Annotated in this window: 17 protein-coding genes; 8 read left to right on the forward strand and 9 right to left on the reverse strand. The window is 62.1% G+C overall.

Features of this window, described 5'->3' with window-relative positions; genetic code table 11:
• The first annotated feature begins 89 nt into the window (after positions 1–89).
• From bamA to lpxB, 6 genes are all read left to right on the forward strand, one after another.
• A complete protein-coding gene (bamA, locus tag OHD62_RS28175) occupies positions 90–2,459 on the forward strand; it encodes an outer membrane protein assembly factor BamA (RefSeq protein WP_263789853.1) in 2,370 nt (789 codons plus the stop codon).
• A gap of 167 nt (positions 2,460–2,626) precedes the next feature.
• Positions 2,627–3,685 carry a UDP-3-O-(3-hydroxymyristoyl)glucosamine N-acyltransferase gene (gene lpxD / locus OHD62_RS28180; protein ID WP_263789855.1) on the forward strand — a complete coding sequence of 353 codons (1,059 nt, stop codon included), beginning with the start codon at positions 2,627–2,629 and terminating at the stop codon, positions 3,683–3,685.
• Position 3,686: 1 nt separating this feature from the next.
• On the forward strand, positions 3,687–4,145 hold the full coding sequence (gene fabZ, locus OHD62_RS28185) for a 3-hydroxyacyl-ACP dehydratase FabZ (protein ID WP_263789856.1): 459 nt from the start codon (positions 3,687–3,689) through the stop codon (positions 4,143–4,145).
• 13 nt (positions 4,146–4,158) lie between these two features.
• A complete protein-coding gene (gene lpxA / locus OHD62_RS28190) occupies positions 4,159–4,992 on the forward strand; it encodes an acyl-ACP--UDP-N-acetylglucosamine O-acyltransferase (protein ID WP_263789858.1) in 834 nt (277 codons plus the stop codon).
• Between the two features lie 6 nt (positions 4,993–4,998).
• On the forward strand, positions 4,999–5,901 hold the full coding sequence (locus OHD62_RS28195) for an LpxI family protein (protein ID WP_263789860.1): 903 nt from the start codon (positions 4,999–5,001) through the stop codon (positions 5,899–5,901).
• The gene (lpxB, locus tag OHD62_RS28200) at positions 5,891–7,054 is read left to right on the forward strand and encodes a lipid-A-disaccharide synthase (RefSeq protein ID WP_263789861.1); all 1,164 of its coding nucleotides are present in this window, start codon (positions 5,891–5,893) and stop codon (positions 7,052–7,054) included. The genes OHD62_RS28195 and lpxB overlap by 11 nt, the downstream gene beginning before the upstream one ends.
• A gap of 45 nt (positions 7,055–7,099) precedes the next feature.
• Here lpxB and gltA read toward each other — a convergent pair whose 3' ends face one another.
• The 3 genes from gltA to OHD62_RS28215 all read right to left on the reverse strand — a co-directional run bounded on the left by gltA (position 7,100) and on the right by OHD62_RS28215 (position 11,180).
• Positions 7,100–8,428: a citrate synthase gene (gltA, locus tag OHD62_RS28205; protein WP_263789863.1), complete on the reverse strand. Its 1,329-nt coding sequence runs from the start codon at positions 8,426–8,428 to the stop codon at positions 7,100–7,102.
• 185 nt (positions 8,429–8,613) lie between these two features.
• Positions 8,614–10,038: a glutamate--tRNA ligase gene (gene gltX, locus OHD62_RS28210; protein ID WP_263789865.1), complete on the reverse strand. Its 1,425-nt coding sequence runs from the start codon at positions 10,036–10,038 to the stop codon at positions 8,614–8,616.
• Positions 10,039–10,325: 287 nt separating this feature from the next.
• A complete protein-coding gene (locus OHD62_RS28215) occupies positions 10,326–11,180 on the reverse strand; it encodes a hypothetical protein (protein ID WP_263789867.1) in 855 nt (284 codons plus the stop codon).
• Positions 11,181–11,218: 38 nt separating this feature from the next.
• Between OHD62_RS28215 and OHD62_RS28220 the strand changes: the two genes are divergently transcribed.
• Positions 11,219–13,030, forward strand: a complete 1,812-nt coding sequence (locus OHD62_RS28220) for an ATP-dependent nuclease (RefSeq protein WP_263789869.1) — start codon at positions 11,219–11,221, stop codon at positions 13,028–13,030.
• Between the two features lie 332 nt (positions 13,031–13,362).
• Positions 13,363–15,828, forward strand: a complete 2,466-nt coding sequence (locus OHD62_RS28225) for a ComEC/Rec2 family competence protein (RefSeq protein WP_263789871.1) — start codon at positions 13,363–13,365, stop codon at positions 15,826–15,828.
• Here the strand turns inward: OHD62_RS28225 and lexA are convergent.
• The 6 genes from lexA to OHD62_RS28255 form a co-directional block, all read right to left on the reverse strand.
• Positions 15,822–16,574, reverse strand: coding sequence for a transcriptional repressor LexA (lexA, locus tag OHD62_RS28230; protein WP_263789872.1), 753 nt, complete (start codon positions 16,572–16,574; stop codon positions 15,822–15,824). The genes OHD62_RS28225 and lexA overlap by 7 nt on opposite strands.
• 104 nt (positions 16,575–16,678) lie before the next feature.
• A complete protein-coding gene (glp, locus tag OHD62_RS28235) occupies positions 16,679–17,884 on the reverse strand; it encodes a gephyrin-like molybdotransferase Glp (RefSeq protein WP_263789874.1) in 1,206 nt (401 codons plus the stop codon).
• Entirely contained in the window at positions 17,885–18,367 is a 483-nt protein-coding gene (gene moaC / locus OHD62_RS28240) for a cyclic pyranopterin monophosphate synthase MoaC (protein ID WP_263789876.1), read from the reverse strand.
• A gap of 2 nt (positions 18,368–18,369) precedes the next feature.
• Positions 18,370–19,182 carry an indole-3-glycerol phosphate synthase TrpC gene (gene trpC / locus OHD62_RS28245; protein ID WP_263789878.1) on the reverse strand — a complete coding sequence of 271 codons (813 nt, stop codon included), beginning with the start codon at positions 19,180–19,182 and terminating at the stop codon, positions 18,370–18,372.
• Positions 19,183–19,185: 3 nt separating this feature from the next.
• Complete coding sequence (gene trpD / locus OHD62_RS28250; protein WP_263789880.1) at positions 19,186–20,196, reverse strand: anthranilate phosphoribosyltransferase; 1,011 nt, start codon at positions 20,194–20,196, stop codon at positions 19,186–19,188.
• Positions 20,193–22,085 carry a SurA N-terminal domain-containing protein gene (locus OHD62_RS28255; RefSeq protein WP_263789882.1) on the reverse strand — a complete coding sequence of 631 codons (1,893 nt, stop codon included), beginning with the start codon at positions 22,083–22,085 and terminating at the stop codon, positions 20,193–20,195. The genes trpD and OHD62_RS28255 overlap by 4 nt, the downstream gene beginning before the upstream one ends.
• Between the last annotated feature and the right edge of the window lie 138 nt (positions 22,086–22,223).

Here is a 22,223-nt window from a genome sequence, read left to right on the forward strand (position 1 = left end):
TAGGGAAAATCCGGTTAATACGGTAGGGGAAATTACCGCACGTCCGGTTTTCTCGCCGTGGGGACTACGAGAAAAGGTACAAAAGCCCGATGAAGGCAGCATCCAAGTTTTTGAGCGCCGCGTCCGCGGTGGCCTTGTCCGCCGCCCTGGTCGTGCCAGGTGCGCTCGCAGTGCAGTTCGTTGCCACATCGGCAGCCGAGGCCGCTGTTGTTTCGCGGGTTGAAGTCAGCGGCAATCAGCGTGTCGATGCTGACACCATCCGCAACTACGTCTCGATCAAGCCCGGCAAGGCGTTTTCCAGCTCCGACATCGACGATGCCGTGAAGGCGCTGTTCGGTACCGGCCTGTTCTCCGACGTCCAGATCAACCAGGTCGGTTCGACGCTGGTCATCAAGGTTTCCGAGTATCAGGTCGTCAACCAGGTGCTGTTCCAGGGCAACAAGAAGCTCAAGGACAACGCCTTGGCGATGGCGGTCCAGTTGAAGCCGCGTGGAACGTTCTCGCAGGCGACGCTCGATGCCGACGTCGAGGCGGTCAAGGCCGCCTACCGGCGCATCGGCCGTGATGACGCCGCCGTGACCACCCAGATCATGGATCTCGGCGACAATCGCGTGAACGTGGTCTTCAACATCAACGAAGGCGACCGTACTCAGATCGCGGCGATCAATTTCGTCGGCAACAGCGCCTATTCAAGCCGCCGGCTGTCGGACGTCATCAACACCAAGCGCTCGTCGTGGCTTTCCTTCGTGCTGCGCGACGACGTCTATGACGACGACAAGCTGCGCGCCGACGAGGAGCTGTTGCGCCGTTTCTACTACAATCACGGTTATGCCGACTTCCAGGTCGTCTCGGCGGTTGGCGAACTCGACAACGCCACCAACAAATACACGGTGACCATCACCGTGCAGGAAGGCGACCGCTACACATTCGGCGACGTCAGCGTCGAGAGCACGATTCCCGAGGTTGACAGCAAGTCGCTGGAGTCGGTGGTCGAAACCCACAAGGGCGACGTCTACAACGCCAAGAATGTCGAAGACACCATCATCGCGCTGACGGAGAAGGTCGCGGGTTCAGGCTATGCCTTCGCCCAGGTGACGCCGCGCGGCGACCGCAATTTCGAGAACCACACGATTTCGGTCGTCTATACGATCGACCAGGGCACCAAGGCCTATGTCGAACGCATCGAGATACGCGGCAACGATCGGACGCGCGACTACGTCATTCGCCGCGAGTTCGACGTGAGCGAGGGCGATGCCTTCAATCAGGTTCTCATCCAGCGCGCGAAGAAGCGGCTGGAAGCGCTCGATTATTTTCAGAAAGTCGATGTTTCGACCGTGCCGGGCTCGCAGCCTGATCAGGTCGTGCTCGTGGTCGACGTGGTCGAGAAATCGACCGGCGAGTTCTCGGTCGGCGCTGGCTATTCAACCGGCGGCGACACGGCAGGTCCGTCCGTCGAGGGATCGATCACCGAGCGCAACTTCCTCGGCCGCGGCCAGTTCATCAAGCTGTCGGCCGGCGGCGGCAAGAATTCGCGCGACTACAGCCTCTCCTTCACCGAACCGTATTTCCTTGGACGGCGCATCGCCGCCGGTTTCGATATCTACCAGCGTACCAGGGAATACGACGACTACGACAGCGAGACGATCGGGGCGACGGTTCGCTTCGGCCTGCCGATCACCGACAACATCTCGACCCAGCTTGCGTATAATATCTCGCAGGAGAAGTACGAGCTCGACGACGGTTGTAAGACCGCCGGGGTTTTCGATCCCGCCAAATGCGACGTCTCAGAGGCAATCCTGGACGGTATTGATCAGAGCCCGTGGCTCAAATCGTCGGTCAGCCTCGGCCTGCTGTACAACACCATCGACGACATGAAGAACCCGCATGACGGCATCTATGCCAATGTCAGCACGGAGTTCGCCGGTCTCGGTGGCGACGCCAAGTACGTCAAGGTTACGGCGCGCGGCAGCTATTATCAGACACTGTCGGAGCAACTCGATCTGGTCGGCCTGATTTCGGGCGGCGCTGGCCATGTCCAGGGTTATGGCAGCGACGACCTGCGCATCTTCGATCACTTCCAGAGCAGCGACCGCATGATCCGCGGCTTCGCCTATGGCGGCATCGGCCCTGTCGACTCGGACGGCGCCGGTGACCATTTGGGCGGCACCACTTATTTTAATGCTTCGGCGGAAGCCCAGTTCCCGCTGCCGGTCATTCCGGAAAGTTTCGGCCTGCGCGGCGCGGTCTTCGCCGATGCGGCAACGCTCTATGGCAGCAAGGTCAGGGCCGACCTTGTCAACCAGGCATCAACCGAGATGGAGTGGCGTGCCTCGGTCGGCGTCGGCTTGATGTGGGCGTCGCCCTTTGGTCCGATCCGCATCGACTACGCGATCCCGGTCAAGAAGGAATCGACCGACGACGTGCAGGAATTCAACTTCGGCATATCGACCCGCTTCTGATCCGCGGGGACGATGCTTCCGGGCCGTTGGGGTCCGGAAGAGACTGATCCGACACTACAGCGCCGCGCGCGCAAGGGACGCTGTAGCACTTTGATTTTGCGCATGATCCTTTTCGACTATCGATTCCGATTTTCGGGGTCATGTGCTAGCTGGATATTGCTTTTGGAATGACCGATCCGGTGTTCTTCGCGCCCTCACGCCGGTATACGGCCGGCGAAGTCGCGAATCTGACCGGCGCGGTGCTCGCCGATACCAGTCAGTCCCATATATCGATCGCGGCGTTGGCGCCGGCAAACGAGGGCGGCGAGCACGCGCTCGTTTTCGTCGACGGCAGGCGCAACTTCGCGCTGATGCAGTCGCTGAAGGCTGCCGCCGTTCTCTGCCCCACCGAATTCGCGAGCAAGGCGCCGGCGGGTATTGCGGTTCTGGTCCATCCGCGCCCGCAGCAGGCTTTCGCGATGGTCGGTCGCCTGCTTTTCCCGACAGCCGCGACACCGGGGCCGATGACTAGCGAAACCGGCATATCGCCGCACGCCCATGTCGATGCGACCGCTCATATCGAGGCTGGCGCCGTCATCGAGGCCGGCGCGGTGATCGGACCGCGTGTCTCGATCGGCAGCGGAACGGTCATCGCTCCCCATGCCGTCATCGGCTACTCCTGCCAGATCGGCCGCGACGGCTATATCGGCCCCGGTGCCAGCGTCCAGTATGCGTTGATCGGCAATCGCGTCATCATCCATGGCGGCGCCCGCATCGGCCAGGACGGGTTTGGCTTTGTGGCCGGCGCCAAGGGGCCGGAACGCGTCCCGCAAATCGGCCGCGTCGTTATCCAGGACGACGTCGAGATCGGCTCGAACACCACGGTCGACCGTGGCGCCATGTCTGACACGATCATCGGCCAGGGCACCAAGATCGACAATCTGGTGCAGATCGCTCATAACGTCCGCATCGGCCGCAATTGCATAATAGCCGGACTTTCCGGTATTTCCGGTTCCGTGACTGTCGGCGACAACGTCACCATGGGTGGCGGCGTCGGCCTTGCGGATCACCTGACCATCGGGACAGGAGCGAAGCTTGCTGCAAGAAGTGGGTTCATGAGCAACGTCCCGGCGGGCGAGATCTGGGGGGGATACCCGGCACAACCGATGGCGGAAGCCATGCGGGAGATCGCGGCTCTGCGAAGACTGGCGCGCGCGCGCAAACCGGGCGATGGAGGAAGTAGCTGAGATGGACGCGGCGACGACGCTCGAAGCAGTCGACATATTGGGGCTGATGAAGCTCCTGCCGCATCGCTATCCGTTCTTGATGATCGACCGCATCATCGAGATCGATGGCGACGAGTCGGCTATCGGCATCAAGAACGTGACCATAAACGAGCCGCATTTCCAAGGTCATTTCCCTGACCAGCCGGTCATGCCCGGCGTCCTGATCGTCGAGGCAATGGCGCAAACCGCCGGCGCCATCTGCATCCGCAGCCTTGCCGCCGAAAAACCGTCGCTGGTTTATTTCCTGACCATCGACAATGCCAAATTCCGCAGGCCGGTCGTTCCCGGCGACCAGCTGAAGATCCATGTCAAGAAAATCAAGAAACGCGGTAACCTGCTCAAATTCGCCTGCGAAGCTCTGGTCGACGGCGTCAAGGCCGCCGAGGCTGAGATCTCGGCGATGATGGTCACCAGCGATTGACGATCGAATGCTTATGAAAATCCAGACAGTCATCCATCCATCTTCGGTTATCGAGGCGGGCGCCAAAATCGGCGAAGGCGTCCGCATCGGCCCCTTCTGTCATGTCAGCGCCGACGCGGTGATCGGCGATCGCGTCGAACTGGTCAGCCACGTCTCGGTGATGGGCGCGACCACGATCGGCGCCTCGACCAAGGTCTATCCGATGGCGATACTGGGCGGGCCGCCGCAGAACACCAAGCACAAGGGCGGCCGCACCACGCTTGTCATCGGCGAGAACTGCACGATCCGCGAAGCCGTGACCATGCATCTCGGCACCGATTCCAGCCGCGGCGAGACGACAATCGGCGACAACGGCAATTTCCTTGCCTATGCCCATATCGCCCATGACTGCGTCGTCGGCAGGAACGCCACCTTCGCCAATCAAGCGACGCTGGGCGGCCATTGCGAGATCGGCGACAATGTCTATATCGGAGGCCTTACCGCCGTTCATCAATTTGTCCGCGTCGGCGACAACGCCTTCCTCGGCGGTTGCTCGGCAATCGTTGGCGATGTCATTCCCTACGCCATAGCCGTCGGCAACCGCGCCAGCCTTCGCGGCCTCAACATCATCGGTTTGAAACGCGCCGGCCTGCCGCGCTCGGAGATCCAAACGTTGCGCAAGGCCTACAGGACGATCTTCGACCGCTCCCGAACCGTCGGCGAGAACATCGAATTCGCCAAGGCGGAGTTCGCCTCGTCGCCGACTGCCATGAAGATCATCGATTTCATCGCCAGTCGCGGCAAGCGGCACTACGCCGTCCCGTCGCTCAAGGCTGGCGACGGCGAGAATGCCGATGACGAAGACTAAGCGCCGATGACGAAGACTGAGGCGACCAGGACGAGCCTTGATCTCGCGCCAGGCGCCAGGGTCGGCATCATCGCCGGCGGCGGCAGTCTCCCGGTGGAAGTCGCGGTCAGCCTGGCTGGACAAGGCTATCCGCCTATCATCATCCCGATCGAGGGCGAAGTTGACCGCAAGTCCGACCTCGACCGTTACGAACATGAGAGCCTCGCTCTGGAAGACATCGGTTCGCTAGCTTCGTTGCTGCGGCGTCGACGGATCAGCCATCTGGTCCTAGCCGGTGAGATCAGGCGTCGGCCGAGACTGATCGACATGCGCCCAAGCCTTGGCTTGTTGGCCGTGGTGCCTACGGTGATCATGGCGCTTGCCCGAGGCGACGACGGCCTGCTGAAGGTTTTGACACGGGCTCTGGAAGCACGTGGCGTCAAGGTCGTTGGCGCCCATGAGATCGTGCCGGATCTGGTTGCGGCCGAAGGCCCGCTGACCAGGGCGGCGCCGCGAAAATCCGACTGGCGCGACATCGAGGCGGCCCGTGCGGCGGCAAAGGCCATTGGCGCGCTTGATATCGGCCAGGCGGCTGTCGCGATCGGTGGCCGAGCCATTGCGCTGGAAGGCATCGAAGGCACCAACGGGCTGCTCGAGCGGACAAGAGAGCTGCGCGGCCATGGCAGGCTGGCCGGCAAGGCGCGCGGTGTCCTGGTCAAATGCGCCAAGCCCGGCCAGGAATTGCGTGCCGATCTGCCGTCCATCGGACCGCAGACGATCGAGGCGGCGCATGCCGCCGGACTTGCCGGCATTGCCGTCGAGGCCGGCCGCTCGCTGGTTCTGGAAGGCCCCGTCGTCGTCTCGCGCGCCGACGCACTCGGCCTGTTCGTGATCGGCCTGCCTGCCGCGGAGCCGGCGCATGCCAAATAGCCGGCCGCTGAAGATCGCCATCGTCGCCGGTGAGGAATCCGGTGACCTGCTCGGCGCCGATCTCGTTGAGGCACTCAAGCGCACGACTGGCCGCGAGGTCAAGCTTATCGGCATTGGCGGACGCCATCTGCAGGCGCTCGGTCTCACACCGCTATTCGAGGGCAGCGAGATCGCGCTGACGGGGCTGAGCGCCGTCCTGCGCGATCTACCACGCCTTATGCGGCGGATCAGCCAGACGGCCAGTGCGGTTGCCAGTGAAAAGCCAGACTGTCTGATCACCATCGACAGTCCGGATTTCTCGCTGCGCGTGGCAAGGAAGGTGCGTGCCGCCGATCCGACGATCCCGATCATCCACTATGTCTGCCCGAGCGTGTGGGCATGGCGGCCGGGCAGGGCGGTGGCGATGAGGCCGTATGTCGATCACATTCTTTGCATCCTGCCTTTCGAGGTGAAGGAACTAGCGCGCCTGGGTGGTCCGCCCGGCACATATGTCGGTCATCGTCTCACGCATGATTCAGGCGTGCTCGCCGCCGCCAAGGCGCAAGGATTGCCGCGAGACCTGTCGGGAGATCGCGTGAAAACGCTGCTTGTGCTGCCCGGCTCGCGCCGCGGCGAGGTGCGGCGGCTGGCCGGCCCGTTCGGCAAGACGGTATCGATCCTGCGCGCGCGCGGGCACCGCTTGCGCCTGCTGTTGCCGACGGTGCCGCATGTCGCTGATCTGGTCAGGACTTCGGTCGCAAGCTGGGACGAGAAGCCGGAGATCATCCTTGACCCCGACCGCAAATGGCAGGCTTTCGGCAAGGCCGATGCGGCGCTGATCGCATCGGGAACGGTGTCGCTGGAGCTGGCGCTGTCAGGCGTGCCGATGATCTCCTGCTACCGGCTTGATCCGGTCATGCGGCTGGCCCAGCGCCTGATCACCGTATGGAGCGCTGCCTTGCCCAATCTCATAGCGGACCAGCCGGTGGTGACCGAGCACTATAACGAATATGTGCGGCCTCATTACCTGGCGCGGCAGCTGGAAGCGCTATTTTCCGACACAGCCTATCGCTCCTGGCAGAAGGACGGTTTTGCCGAGGTGGCCAAACGCATGGCCACCGATAGGCCGTCCGGCGATATCGCGGCGGATGTCGTTCTGAATCACATCAAATAAAAAAGCGCCGCAAAAGGGCGCTTTTTCCTAGATCTTCGGCCCCGATCAGCGTTTGGCGATCGGCACGTAGTCGCGCTCCGGCGCGCCGGTATAGAGCTGGCGCGGACGGCCGATCTTCTGGTGCGGGTCCTCGATCATCTCTTTCCATTGTGCGATCCAGCCGACGGTGCGGGCGACCGCGAACAGCACGGTGAACATGGTGGTGGGGAAGCCCAACGCCTTCAGCGTGATGCCGGAATAGAAATCGACGTTCGGATAAAGCTTCTTCTCGATGAAATAGGCATCGGTCAGCGCGATCTTTTCCAGTTCCATGGCGATGTCGAGCAGCGGATCGTCCTTGATGCCGAGTTCGCCCAGCACCTCATGCGCGGTCTTCTGCATGATCTTGGCGCGCGGGTCGTAGTTCTTGTAGACGCGATGGCCGAAGCCCATCAGCCGGAACGGATCGTTCTTGTCCTTGGCGCGAGCGATGAATTCCGGGATGTGGTCGACATGACCGATTTCGCCCAGCATGTTCAGAGCGGCCTCGTTGGCGCCGCCATGGGCTGGTCCCCACAGGCAAGCAATGCCTGCAGCGATACAGGCAAACGGGTTGGCGCCCGACGAGCCGGCGAGACGAACGGTCGAGGTCGAGGCATTCTGCTCGTGATCGGCGTGCAGGATGAAGATGCGCTCCATGGCGCGCGCCAGCACCGGATTGATCTTGTACTCCTCGCACGGCACCGCAAAGCACATGTGCAGGAAGTTGGCCGCGAAATTCAGCTCGTTCTTCGGGTAAATGAAGGGTTGGCCGATGTGGTATTTGTAGGCCATCGCCGCGATCGTCGGCATTTTGGCGATCAGCCGCATCGAGGCGACCATGCGTTGGTACGGGTCCGAGATGTCGGTGGAATCGTGGTAGAAGGCCGACAGCGCGCCGACCACGCCGCACATCACGGCCATCGGGTGCGCGTCGCGGCGAAAGCCGGTGAAAAAGCGCGACATCTGCTCGTGCACCATGGTGTGGCGCGTCACCCGGTAGTCGAAATCGTCCTTCTGCGCCTTGGTCGGCAATTCGCCGTAGAGCAGGAGGTAGCAGACTTCGAGGAAGTCGCCGTGTTCGGCCAACTGGTCGATCGGGTAGCCACGATGCAACAGTATGCCGGCATCGCCATCGATGAAGGTGATTTCGGACTCGCAGCTTGCCGTTGAGGTGAAACCGGGATCATAGGTGAATGCACCGGTGGTGCTGTAGAGCGCGCCGATGTCGATGACGTCAGGTCCGACCGAGCCGCTTCGCACCTTGAACTCATGGGTCTTGCCGGCGAGTTCCAGCTTTGCCGTCGACGGATGGGGTTTACCCCCAAATTCCAGTTTTGTCGCAGCTTCGGTCATTGCAAACTCCTTTTTGTTTCCTCATGCCGGCAAAGGCAAAATTCTGCAAAGCGACACGTCGAAATCACCGGAATGCGCGTAATTCGCCACCGCATTGTGGAGGGGTGCGTGCCAGATTGGGCCAACCCTAATGTTGCACTGCGAAACGCGCCTTTCAATGCCAATCTTCTTGGGCCAGTTTGCTCCTAATCGATTTGATCCGCTATGCGAGCCAGGCTTTCCTCGCGGCCGAGCACGGCCAGTACGTCGAACACGCCGGGCGAGGTGCTTTTGCCGGTAAGCGCTGCCCGCAAGGGCTGAGCGACGGCACCCAATTTGTAGCCGCCGGCCAGGGCATAGTCGCGGATCGCCGCTTCGGCCGCCGCGGCCGTCCAGTCGCCTGAAACCGTCTTCAGCGCGCCGTGGGCGCCCGTCAGGACCTCGCGCGCCTCGCCAGTGAGCAAGGCGGCTGCCTTCTCGTCGATCGGCAGCGGCCGCTCGGTGAACAGGAAGGCAGCACCATCAACAAGTTCCACCAGCGTCTTGGCACGCTCCTTCAGGCCCGGCAAGGCGGCAAGCAGCTGCGCCTTGCGCCTGTCGTCAAGGCGTGCGGCGATCGCCGGGCCGCCTTCGAGATAGGGCAGCGTGGCGATGAAGATGTCGAGCAGATCTGCGTCCTCCATACGGCGCATATGCACGCCATTGAGGGCTTCGAGCTTGGCGAAGTCGAAACGGGCCGCCCCCTTGTTGACGTCGCCGATGTCGAACCAGGCAATCATATCCTTGATCGACATGACCTCGTCGTCGCCATGGCTCCAGCCCAGCCGTGCCAGATAGTTGAGTAGCGCCTCGGGCAGATAGCCCATGGCGCGATAAGCCTCGACGCCAAGCGCACCGTGCCGCTTCGACAGCTTGGCGCCGTCGGCGCCGTGGATCAGCGGGATATGCGACATCGACGGCACATCCCAGCCCATGGCGCGGTAGATCACCGTCTGACGGGCGGCGTTGGTCAGATGGTCGTCGCCGCGGATGATGTGGGTGACGCCCATATCATGGTCGTCGACCACGACGGCATGCATATAGGTCGGGTTGCCGTCCGAGCGCAGGATGATGAAATCGTCGAGGTCCTTGTTGGGAAAGCGCACCTCGCCCTGGACGCGGTCATGCACCACCGTCTCGCCCTCGGTTGGCGCCTTGATGCGGACGGCGCCCTTGGCGCCGGCTGGCGCCTCCGACGGATCGCGGTCGCGCCAGCGGCCGTCATAGCGGGGAGGGAGCCCCTTGGCCCGCGCTGCCTCGCGCATGGCCTCGAGCTCTGCCGGCGTCGCATAGCAGTAATAGGCCTTGCCCATGCGCACCAGCTCCTCGGCCACCTCGCGATGGCGCGGTGCGCGCTCGAACTGCGAGACAGGCTTACCATCCCAGGTCAGGCCGAGCCAGGAAAGCCCGTCGAGAATGGCTGCCGTCGCTGCATCCGTCGAACGCTCGCGGTCGGTGTCCTCGATGCGCAGCAGCATCGTGCCGCCGGTGTGCTTCGAATACAGCCAGTTGAACAGCGCCGTCCGCGCCCCGCCAATGTGCAGGTAACCGGTGGGCGAGGGGGCAAAACGGGTGACGACCTTGTCGGGCATGGAACTCTCGGGGCGCAGGCGCAGGAACGGATGTGGTGGCGCGGACTTTCGCGCGTCGCGCGTTCATGTAGCATAGGAGGTCAAGGGCGCAAGGGGCAGACCCGATGGCTGGACGAGGCCGGGGTACGGACGAGAGCGAGGACGCAGTCCAGCGGCGTCAGCGAACGGTTGTAGCGCGCAAAATCGTTTGGCATCTCTGCGCAACGTCACTTGGCACTAAGTGCACATCAAAAAAACAGCCGCACATAGCGCCTTCTTTGGCCGGAGCCGGGTCACAAAGCCCCGGCTTATCGCGGACGCCAGTTTACGGCCTCGGATATGATGGTCTCGATATTCTTTTGCTGAAATGATTCCTCATACGGAATGGCCGTCACGACGACCCGATCGCTGTACCCCAGGTGCAGGTCATCCAAATTCGCGTGGATGAGTTCATCAGCCGGCCTTCTGTCGAAATGCGAAATCAAGCCATCAAAGTAGAAGCGGAAAATTGGCACGAAGTGCTCTGGACGCTTGCCTGCCTCTGGCACCCACTTGTCGTCAGGGAAGGGCGTCTGGTTGTGAATGACTCCTAGTGTCGAAAGCTGAGTTAAGGAGATTGGGTAAAATTCAAGAGGCTTCGCATCGCCAGTCACGACCATCTTGCGTAGCTGCTCCAGATGATCTGATGGCAGGGACATTTCTTTGAATTCGCGCCGATCGGACGCGGCCGCGCGCCAGAGCAGACTTAGAAAAAACAGCCGAAGTCGAAGCCAATCAGGGTCATGCAAGGGACGAAGTCCCCACTGCGTTCCAGGGATTCTGTCGAAGCCGCTGAGTTTCAGCATCGGCCCCCAACCGCTCCACACCAACCTATGAAAGCGCAGCTTTTTGATTGCCCAACCGTCAAGCTTTTCGAGGATGTCCTCGCCCGATTGAGTGACCAACCGATTATCATACCAACTGCTGTACCGACGCATAGGGCGCGAGCCGCTGCCCGCTTCCCAAAATGGATGGCCAGGCGCTTCCGGTTTTGTGAGAGCTTTTGGTATCAAATGCGAATCGACAAACTTTCCGGTCGCGCCGGTAAGCTTACATACTCCATTGGCCAAATGACTTTCTCCAATCCGCCGCCGGCCGGCGGTGTGCTTGTGTGAAAAAGGCAATGGTGCTCTCCTCCCTTACTTTTTCGCGGGAGGGCGCCATGAGGATTAACCGGTTTCGTGTTTCAAACTACAGCAGCTTTTCAGACACTGGGTGGATAGAACTTCAACCTGGTACCAACATTTTTGTCGGCGAGAACAACGCCGGGAAAAGTGCGATTCTGCGAGCCATAAAATACCTTGAGAATGTCCCGCACCGAAGCCCTTCAGAATTCAGGCTTGAGCGTTTGGGTTCGTCCGTCGAGGAAATTGAGATCACTGTGGACGGACAAGAGATCGAGGACGCGTGGCTGAGGAGTCTAGACCGGATCTTTTGGCCCATAGGCACAGACCAAGTCGCCGGCGCACAAAAGAAAATGGATAAGTTCCTATCTGGCCAGCAAATTCAGCTTCGTCTGAGTAGGACCGAAGGCGCCTTCAGCAGAATGACCAAGCCCTTTGGAGACGGGACGGGTGCTTACGTTTGCTTCCGCAAATCGAACGGCAAAATTATCTTTCAGCCAGGTATCAACGGTGAAGACAATACCAGGGATTTGATGACCGTGGTTTGGAACGACTCCGTTTTCATGTTCGATGCACAACGTTTTGGGCTTGGGATTGGCGGCGTTGAATATCCTGAACGCCTAAATGGCTCAGCCGGCAACCTGTCGGCGGTCTTGAATCGGCTTCAAGGTGAGCGCCCGGCACTTTTTGCTCGCCTAGTGGTCCATGTTCGTGAGATCTTTTCGACGATAGGCAATTTAAGCGTACGACCGACAATAGACAATCGACTTGAAGTACTCGTTTGGCCAATTGAAGAGCAGGAACATCCCGAACTTAGCGTGGGGTTGAACGACAGCGGGACTGGAGTTTCCCAGGCCATTGCAATCCTCGCTGTCGCAATGACACTGAGAGAAGCAGTTGTCATGATCGATGAGATCAGCAGCTTTCTACACCCTGCAGCCGCGAAGACATTGCTCCGAATTCTGACGACTAACTACCCGCAACACCAATATATTATCTCCACACATTCGCCGGAGGTTCTGAGCGCGAGTTCACCATCGTCGGTCCACTTTGTCCGAAAATCAGGATTTGAATCATCGGTGAATTCTGTCGATCTTACCAATCTAGAGGATCTACGGCAGGTGACGGGACAACTCGGAATCTCGATGACGGATGTGTTCGCTGTCGACCACATCATCTGGGTAGAGGGTCCAACAGAGGAACTCTGCTTCCCCTACATCTACACGAAAAAGGTTGGTCCCATGCCGCGCTCGACGATGTTTGTACCCGTTATCGCGACGGGAGATTTCAGCAAAAGTGGCACACGGCTTGAGCTTGTCTTGGATATCTACGAAAGACTCAGCGGTGTCGCGCAGCCACTAATTACCTCCGTAACTTTTGGGTTCGACCGAGAAAGTTTGACAGAGCAAGAAATTGCCGATCTTCGCCGTCGATCAGGCGACCGTGTTAGGCTGCTCCCCCGCCGCAATTTCGAGTGCTATCTTATCGATTGCGACGCCATCGCGGCTTTGCTTGCGACTCATGTACCGGATTTGGCGATCCAGAACGTTCGGGACGTGGTTGAGGAGTTCCTGCTCTCAATGGGCGGGGATGCTGCGTTCAAAGCCAAAGAATCATGGACAAACGATTTGAGCGACCCGACGTGGCTCGCCAAGGTGGATGGAGCGAAACTCATCAAACGTATCTGCTCCGAAGTGAGCGAGCAGCGCTTCGAATTTGCAAAGAAGGTGCATTCGCTCGAACTTCTAAAGCACCGGATGGAAAGCGGTAGCGCGGATTTGAATGAACTTTCCGACTACGTCATCGAGTTGGTCGAAGGATTGAAGGTAGCCATGCTGAAGGCGAGTTGATGAGCGCTCGCAGACCTCTCAAAACGTGGACACAATAATACGGCGGGTCTCCGGTCGGTTGTAGCGTCGTTGAAGGCCGACCCAGTCGAGCTGCTCGCTCACAAGCCGGTTGGCACGTCAGCCAGGAGCGGTTCTAGCGTCGTGAGGTTGAGACCGGCCGAGGAACATGGAACAGCGCTGAAATTGCGCTCGGCGACCTTGCCGCCGAATGCGAGGCGCTGCGAGCCAAGGAAACGACTCAGGCAGGCGCAGGAGCGGATGTGATTGCACGGACTTTCGCGCGTTGCGGGTTCATGTAGCATAGGAGGTCAAGGGCGCAAGGGGCAGACCCGATGGCTGGACGAGGCCGGGGTACGGACGAGAGCGAGGACGCAGTCGGCGGCGTCAGCGAACGCTTGCTGTTTGCCGCCTCTGTTCCCGTCCTGCCGGCGCCAGCTTCGCTGCCGCGCGTCGATATTCCACCCTTGCCGTCACATGGTCCGCCGACGGCCCCAGTCCCGACGGTCAGCCCCATCGCCCGCCTGAGCGGGCAGCTTCGCCGCCTTTCGCCGTCCAGTATCGGCAACAGCATGGTCTCGGCGGCCAGCCTGGAAATCGACCGGGGCGTCACCTTCCTGTTGGTGCCGGTTTTCCTGGCATCTGGGGTGATTTTCTATTTTTCGCTGGCAAGCGAACCGGACTTTGCACAGCCCATCGCCGTCGTGGTCCTGATGGCGGCCTGCGCGGCCGTCTCGCGGTCATGGTGCAAAACGCATCTGTGCTTCGTGGCGGCGTTGCTGTGCGCGCTCGGCGTGCTCGCCGCCAAGGTCGAGACCTGGCGCGTGGCAACGCCGATGCTCGGTTCGGAAATCCCGACGCGGCTGACCGGCCGTGTCGTCAGCCTCGACCAGATGGCGAATGGCCGCGTCCGGCTGACCATCGACGTAATCTCGACTGCCCGGCCGACGCTGCGCTATGCCCCCGAACGGGTTCGCGTTTCGGCGTCAAAAATACCGCCTGGCATGACCGCAGGATCCATAGTGACCGGTTATGCCAGGCTGTTGCCGCCGACCGGCCCAGTACGGCCTGACAGCTATGATTTCTCCTTCGACAGCTATTTCGCCGGCATCGGCGCCAGCGGTTTTTTCCTCGGTACGCCGAAACTTGTCGGCGCGGATGCCGCGCCGCCAGATAACGCACCGCTTGCCGTGCGCCTTTCTTCGGCGGTCGAGAACGCACGGGAAAGCATCGCGGACCACATTCGCAGTCAAGTCGGCGGCGCCGAGGGCGAGATCGCCGCTGCCCTGATCGTCGGCGTGCGCGCCGGCATCCCCGAGGAGATCAACGAGGCGATGCGGCGCACCGGCATCTACCACATCATCTCCATCTCCGGCCTGCATATGGCACTGGTCGCAGGCACGATCATGGCGCTGCTGCGCGGCGCCTTCGCGTTGTTTCCCGATTTTTCCTCGCGCCGCCCGATCAAGAAATATGCCGCCGCCGCCGCACTCTTTTCGATCGCGGCCTATCTCGTCATTTCAGGCGTCGTGGTCGCGGCCGAGCGCAGCTTCATCATGCTGGCGGTGATGCTGATCGCGGTGCTGTTCGACCGGGCGGCGCTCACCATGCGCAATCTCGCGATTTCTGCGATTGCCGTCATCCTGGTGTCGCCGCACGAGGTGGTCGGCCCGAGCTTCCAGATGTCCTTCGCCGCGACCGCGGCACTCGTCGGCGCCTATGCCGGCTGGTCCGATTACCGCGCAGGCAAGGTCACCACGCCACCGCCACGACGATCGCTGCCTGGCTTCGTCACGCGAAAATTCTTGGCTGCGATGGGCGGCCTCGCCATGACCTCCATCATCGCCGGCGGCGCTACCGCGCTTTTCGCCATATGGCACTTCCAGCGCGTGTCGCCGCTCAGCCTGTTCGCCAACCTGGCCGTCATGCCTGTTGTTTCACTGGTGGTCATGCCTTTCGCCGTTCTCAGCGCGCTGGCGATGCCGTTCGGCGCCGACGGCCCATTCCTCTATGTCATGGGCAAGGGGCTGACGGCGATGATTGCCCTGTCCGGCTGGATATCGCAGCGCTCGCCAATCGATGCAGTCGGGCTGATTTCGCGCCAGTCGGTCCTACTGGTGACGGTCTCCCTTGTTATCGCGACCATGGCGACGACCCGGCTGCGGCTCGCGGCGCTTCCTTTCGCACTCGCCGGACTGCTGACGATTTCCCACGCCCGCCCGCCCGACGTCCTAATTTCGGAGGACGCGCATCTGGTGGCGCTGCCCATCGGCAACGGCGAACTTGCCATCAACCGGGTGCGTTCGAACGTATTTACCACCGACAACTGGAAGCATGCGCTGGTGTCCGAAACCATTGTCGAGCCAGAGACCTTCGAGAAGGGGGACGTGCAGTTTGATATAACCGATCCAGCCCAGCTGCCGCCTGGCGCGCCTTTCTACTGTACGGCCGGCCTGTGCCTCGCCCGGCATCCGTCGGGGGCAATCGTCGCGCTCGCCGATGGCCGCAAAACCGCCCGGCTAGCCTGCGCCTTTGCGGACCTGATCGTCATCGACGATGCCACCGCCTATGACCCCTGCCGCAATCCGCTGATCCTTGTCGTCACCAAACGGCAGCTTGCGCGCGCCGGCAGTGCCGCCATCTTCTTCAATCCGCAATCGGCGACGATGCGCGCGCAAATCCGCTTTGCCGTCGAGGAGCCATACCGGCCATGGCACGTGCAGCGAAAGTTCTCGCGCGAGGCGAGGGGACTGCCGCCCCACCGCAAGCCCGAGAAACCCAAGCCGGCCGCGGATCAGTAACGCCGGATCAAACCGACGAGCTTGCCTTGCACCTTGACCCGGTCCGGTCCGAAGATGCGCGTCTCATAGGCCGGATTGGCGGCTTCGAGTGCGATCGAGGCGCCCTTGCGGCGGAACCGCTTCAGCGTCGCTTCCTCCTCGTCGACCAGCGCCACGACGATCTCGCCAGGGCTGGCAGTGTCGGCATTGCGGATGATGACCGTGTCGCCGTCGAAAATGCCGGCCTCGATCATCGAATCGCCCTTGACCTCGAGCGCGTAGTGCGCGCCGCCTGTGATCATGTCCGGCGGTACCGAGATCGAGTGCGTCTGGTGCTGGATAGCGTCGATCGGCACGCCGGCGGCGATGCGGCCCATCACCGGAATGGACACTGCGGCGACGGCGTCGTCATCATTGCCAGCCGAACGCAAGCGCGACGGCGCCGGCTTGATCTGTCGTCCGAGGTTGCCCTGTCCGGGATTGCTCTGCCCAAGGCTGCCCTGAATGACGCTGGGCGAAAATTTGCGCGCCGCATTGAGGCCGGGTGCAATCGAGTCGGGAAGACGCAGCACCTCCAGCGCACGAGCGCGGTTCGGTAGCCGGCGAATGAAGCCGCGTTCCTCCAGCGCCGTGATCAGCCGATGGATTCCGGATTTGGAGGCGAGATCGAGCGCTTCCTTCATCTCGTCGAACGAGGGGGGAATGCCGCTTTCCTTCAGCCTTTCGTGGATGAACATAAGCAGTTCGTGTTGTTTGCGTGTCAGCATCGCGGCCCCCAACAGAATCAGAAAAACAAACCCAGAACAAACACTATCTGTTCCAGTTGTGTTCCGCAACCGTTTAAAGTTTAATGAATGCGTTGACGTTTTGTTCAGCGTAGCATCAGCACGCTGCAGGCAGCGCCTGCTGCGGCGGCGGGAGCAAAGGGCTCACGCACGATCAGTCCATTGGCGTCGGCCAGCATTCTGAGCATCGAGGAATCCTGGATGCCGAATGGCGTCGCCCTGAGTGCGCCGGCTTCTTCCGTCACCACGGCGCGCACATAATCCTGCCTGAGATCGTTCGCCGGCATTGCAGCGCCGAGCCGCGCCTCGCGCATGTCCTGCCGATGGACGCGGCCGCCGAGCCGTGCCAGCAGCGGCTTCAGGAAAAGCTGCGTGCAGACTAGGCTCGCCACCGGATTGCCGGGCAGGCCGATGCATCTGATATGCCCGAGCCGCCCGAACATCAGCGGCTTGCCGGGGCGCATGGCGATCTTCCAGAAATCGAGCGTCATGCCTTCGCCGGTCAGCACGTCATGGACGAGGTCGTGATCGCCGACCGAGGCGCCGCCAAGCGTGACGATGACGTCCGCGCCGGCCGCGGCCGCCTTTTTCACCAGAGTGGCGATCGCTTCCTTGCGATCCGCGGCGATGCCGAGATCGAGGGCATTTGCGCCGACCGACCGGGCGGCGGCGGCAACGCCATAGGCATTGGACGAAATGATCTGGTCGGGCCCGAGGTCGCTTCCAGGCGGCAGCAATTCGTCACCGGTGGCGATGATGGCGACCAGCGGTCGTTTTACCACGCCGACACGCGGATGATTGGCCGACGCCGCCAGCGACAAAGCCGCCGGATCGAGCAGGCGGCCCTTCTTCAGCAGAACATCGCCCTTCGAGAAATCGAGCCCGAGGCGGCGGATATTGCGCCCTTCCACGGTCGGCTCGATCACCTCGATGCTGCCGCCGCCGAGATTCCTGGCATTCTCCTGGATGACGATGGTGTCGGCGCCGGCGGGAAGCGGCGCCCCAGTGAAGATGCGCACGGCCTGCGCCGGGCCGACGGTGCCGTCGAAGCCGCGGCCGGCCGGCGCCATGCCGATCACCGAAAGTCTGGCGGGTACGGATGCGACATCGGCGGCCCGCGCGGCATAGCCGTCCATGGCCGAAGCATTGAAGGGCGGCTGGGTGCGCAGTGCCACCACTGGCCCTGCCAAAACCCGGTCAGCCGCGTCCATCAGCGTAACGCTTTCGCCTGGCAGTGCCGTCACGCCGTCAAGGAGGCGTTCGAGCGCCTCCGCCACCGGGACCAGCGCCATTCAAGAACCCGCCTTGTAATCGCCGGACTTGCCGCCGGTCTTTTCCACCAGCCTGACGCCGGAGATCACCATGGCGCGGTCGACCGCCTTGGCCATGTCGTAGATCGTCAGGCAGGCGACCGAGGCCGCGGTCAATGCTTCCATCTCGACGCCGGTCTTGCCGGTGACGCGAGCCAGCGCCGTGACCTTCAGGCCGGGCAGCGACTGGTCCGGCTCGATGTCGACGGACACCTTGGTCAGCAGCAGCGGGTGGCAGAGCGGGATCAGTTCGTGGGTCTTCTTGGCCGCCATGATGCCGGCGATACGCGCCGTGCCGAGCACGTCGCCCTTCTTGGCGTTGCCCGCCAGGATCATTTCCAGTGTTTGCGGCCGCATCGAAACAAAGCCTTCGGCGATCGCGGTGCGCGTCGTCTCAGCCTTGCCACCGACATCGACCATATTGGCTTCGCCTTGCGCGCCAAGATGGGTGAGGGCAGACGCCATTGTCAGATCGCCTCGGCCGGCGCCTTGCCCGTCAAAAGCAAGCGCGTCGCAGCGGCCACGTCCCGTTGCCGCATCAGGCTCTCGCCGACAAGGAAAGTGCCGATACCGCTCTTTTCCAGCCGGCGGCAATCGTCATGTGAAAAGATACCGCTCTCGCTGACCAGCAGCCGATCGGCCGGTACCATCGCGGCCAGCCGCTCCGAGGTCTCGATGCTGGTTTCGAACGTCCTGAGATTGCGGTTGTTGATGCCGACCAGGCGGGACGACAGTTTCAGGGCGCGTTCCATTTCGGCCTCGTCATGCACTTCCACCAGCGCATCCATGCCGAGCTCGAAAGCTGTCGATTCGAGTTCACTCGCCAAGCCGTCATCGACGCTGGCCATGATGATGAGGATGGCATCCGCGCCCCAGGCACGCGCCTCGTAAACCTGGTAGGGATCGAACAGAAAATCCTTGCGGAGCGCTGGCAAAGTCACGGCGTTGCGCGCCTTGGTGAGAAATTCGGGCGCCCCCTGGAAAGATGGCGCATCCGTCAGCACAGAAAGGCACGTAGCACCGCCCGCCGCATAGGCTTGGGCGAGTGCCGGCGGGTCGAAATCGGCGCGGATCAGGCCCCTGGAGGGGCTGGCCTTCTTGATCTCCGCGATAAGGCCGAAACCGCCGGATTCGCGCGTGGCTTCAAGCGCCGCGAGAAAGCCGCGTGGCGCATCGGCGTCGTTCGCCCGCGCCTTGATCTCGGCCAGCGGCACACTCGCCTTCGCCGCGGCGATCTCGTCGCGCTTGTAGGCCTCGATCTTGCGCAGGATATCAGCCATTCCCTATCCGTTCGAAATCGCGACCAGCCTGTCGAGCACTTTCAGCGCTCGGCCACTGTCGATGGCTTGCACCGCACTCGCCATGCCATCTGCGAGCGTTGTTACCTTGCCCGCCACCACCAGCCCGGCGCCTGCGTTCATCAGCACCGTGTCGCGATAGGCACCGGCAGCGCCGCCCAGCATGTCGCGCAAGGCCTTGGCGTTGTAGGCGGCGTCGCCGCCGCGCAGTTCGTCCTTGGTGTGGCGCTTCAGCCCGACGGCTTCCGGTGTCAGCGTAAAGCTGCGGATCTCGCCGCCGACCAGTTCGGCCACTTGGGTCTCGCCGGTGGTGGTGATCTCGTCATAGCCGTCGCCATGGGCGACCCAGGCATGGTCGGCGCCCAGCGCTTTCAATGTCTCGGCCACCGGCATGATCCATTCCGGTAGGAACACGCCGACCATCTGCCTGCTGACGCCGGCCGGGTTGGACAGCGGGCCAAGCAGGTTGAAGATCGTGCGCGTACCGAGCTCGACGCGGGTCGGGCCGACATGCTTCATCGCCGGATGATGCGCCGGCGCGAACATGAAGCCGACGCCTGCCTCATGGATGCAGCGCCCGATCGTTTCCGGCGGAATGTCGATCTTGACGCCCAGAGCGGTCAGCACGTCGGCGGCCCCTGTCTGCGAGGACAGTCCGCGATTGCCGTGCTTGGCCACCGGCACGCCGCTGGCGGCGATGACGAAGGCGGATGCAGTCGAGATGTTGACCGAGTGCGAATTGTCACCGCCGGTGCCGACGATGTCGATTGCACCTTCCGGTGCGTCGACGCGCAGCATCTTGGCGCGCATCGTGGCGACGGCGCCGGAAATCTCGCTCACCGTCTCGCCGCGCACGCGCAGCGCCATCAGGAAGCCGCCGATCTGGCCGGGCGTGGCGTCGCCCGACATGATGATGTCGAAAGCCTCGCGCGCTTCCTCGAAGGACAACGCGGTTCCCGTGGCGATCTTGGCGATGTGGGTCTTCAGCGCGCTCATCTGGTCAAGGCTTGGGTAACGGCGGTCTGGTCGATGCGAATGTCGTATTGCGTCTGCAACTGCGCCACCAACTGGTCGAGCAAGTCGTCGGACATGCCTGACGTGAAGGATTTCTGCACATCGTCCGGCAAGGAGCTGGCGTCGGCTCCGGCAGGCTCGAAGACTTCGGCGACCTTGAACAGGATCTGCCCGTCGCCGGTGGGCGAGGGGATCAGGCCGGTCCCGCCTTCGCCGACCCCGAACATCGCAGCCGCGCCCTCCTTGCCGAAATCGACGTCGTCAGCCTCGCGCTTGACGCCGCGCTTGGTCTGCTTCTCGAGCTTGAGCTCGCCGGCAATCACATCGAGCGTGGCGCCGGCCTTGAGACGCTTTTCGAGCTCGCCCGCCTTGGCTGTGAGTCGCTTGGTCGTCTCCGTCGCCGTCCAGTCGGCCACCACCTTCTGGCGGACTTCATCCAGCGTGCGGTCGCGGGCCGGCGTGATGCCATCCACCTCGTAGAACACGAAGCCGTTGTCGGCGGTGGTAAGGTCCGGATTTTCCGTGCCGGGTTCAGCGCTGAATACCGCCTTGATGAGCTCCGGCGATTCCGGCAGATCCTTGACGATGCTTGCATCCGGCCTCTGGCCGGTACGATCGATCGCGTCGATGGTGACGACCTTCAACTTCAGCTTGTCGGCCGCTTGCGCGAGCGAGCTGCCCGACGCGCGGATATCTTCGTAATTGTCGTGGACGTCCAGAAGGATGCGGCTTGCCTCGCCAAGCGCCAGATCCTTGCGGATCTCGGCCGACACTTCGGCCAGCGGTTTCACCACTTCGGGCTTGATATCGGTGACGCGCAGCAGCACCGGCCCGAAGGCGCCTTGCACAACCGGGCTGACCTCATTGACGTTGAGCGCGAACGCCGCATCCGCCACCGCCTTGTCGGCGATCTTGTCCCGGGCCAGCGTGCCAAGCAGCGTATCGGCCGGCGTCTTGCCCTCGGCGGCGACGATCTTGTCGAAGGTCGCACCGGTCTGCAGCGAATCGAGCGCGGACTTGGCGGCTTCGGGCGTCTTGAAGACGAGCTGTTCGATGGTGCGCAGCTCCGGCGTGGTGTAACGCGCCTTGTTCTTGTTGTAGTCGTCGCTGACCTGTTGGTCGCTCACGGCGCTCAAATCCATGATGTCTTGTGGTTCGAGCCGGACATAGGAGAATTTGCGGTATTCCGGCGCCGCATAGGTCTTCTTGTTCTCCTCGAAATAGGCCGAAAGAGCTGTATCGGACGGCGCTTCGATCGGCTCGACCAGCGATTTCGGCAGCGTCACATAGTCGATGGTGCGGTCTTCGCCGCGATAGAGCGCGACTGCCTTGAAGAAGGCATCCGGGGCCTTGAGACCGTCGGACACCGCCTCGACGATCTGCTGGCGCACCGCCACCTGGGCTCTATTTTTAAGGTAGTCCTCGGGCCGCATGCCGGCCTGTTGCAGCATGTAGTCGAAGGTCCGCCTGTCGAACTTGCCTCCGGGGCCCTTGAACGCCGGGTCGTCGCGCGTGAGTTCGGCCAGCCTGTCCTTGGAGAGGCCGAGCCCGAGCTTGCGGGCCTGCTCGTCGAGCACGGCGCCCGACACGAGCTGCGCCAGCACCTGGTTGTCGATGCCGAGCGCCTTCGCCTGCTCGTGGGTGATGCGCTGGCCGAACTGCTGCGACATCAGGCTGAGCTGACGATCGTAGGCGAGACGGTATTCGTTGATCGACACTTTGGTGCCCCCGGCCGTAATCACGGCGTCGTGGCCAGCGAAACGCCCCGTCAGCTCCCCGGAGACGCCCCAGACGAGGAAACTCAACACCAGCAAAGACAGCAACAGTTTCGCGACCCAGGTTCCTGCCGCGCTTCTCAACGTACCAAGCATGGTTACTTCCGATTTTTGCGCATTTTCGCATGCGCCGGTTCTGAAACAAGCGCAATAGCGCCCTTCCGGCCCACTGTCGATTGCTTTGTGGCCTGATTTTGGTAGTGAGAGCATGAGCCGAATATCGCCCGGAGAAGC

Origin of the sequence: Mesorhizobium sp. YC-39, from assembly GCF_025753795.1 — a bacterium.
Taxonomy (GTDB): Bacteria; Pseudomonadota; Alphaproteobacteria; order Rhizobiales; family Rhizobiaceae; genus Mesorhizobium.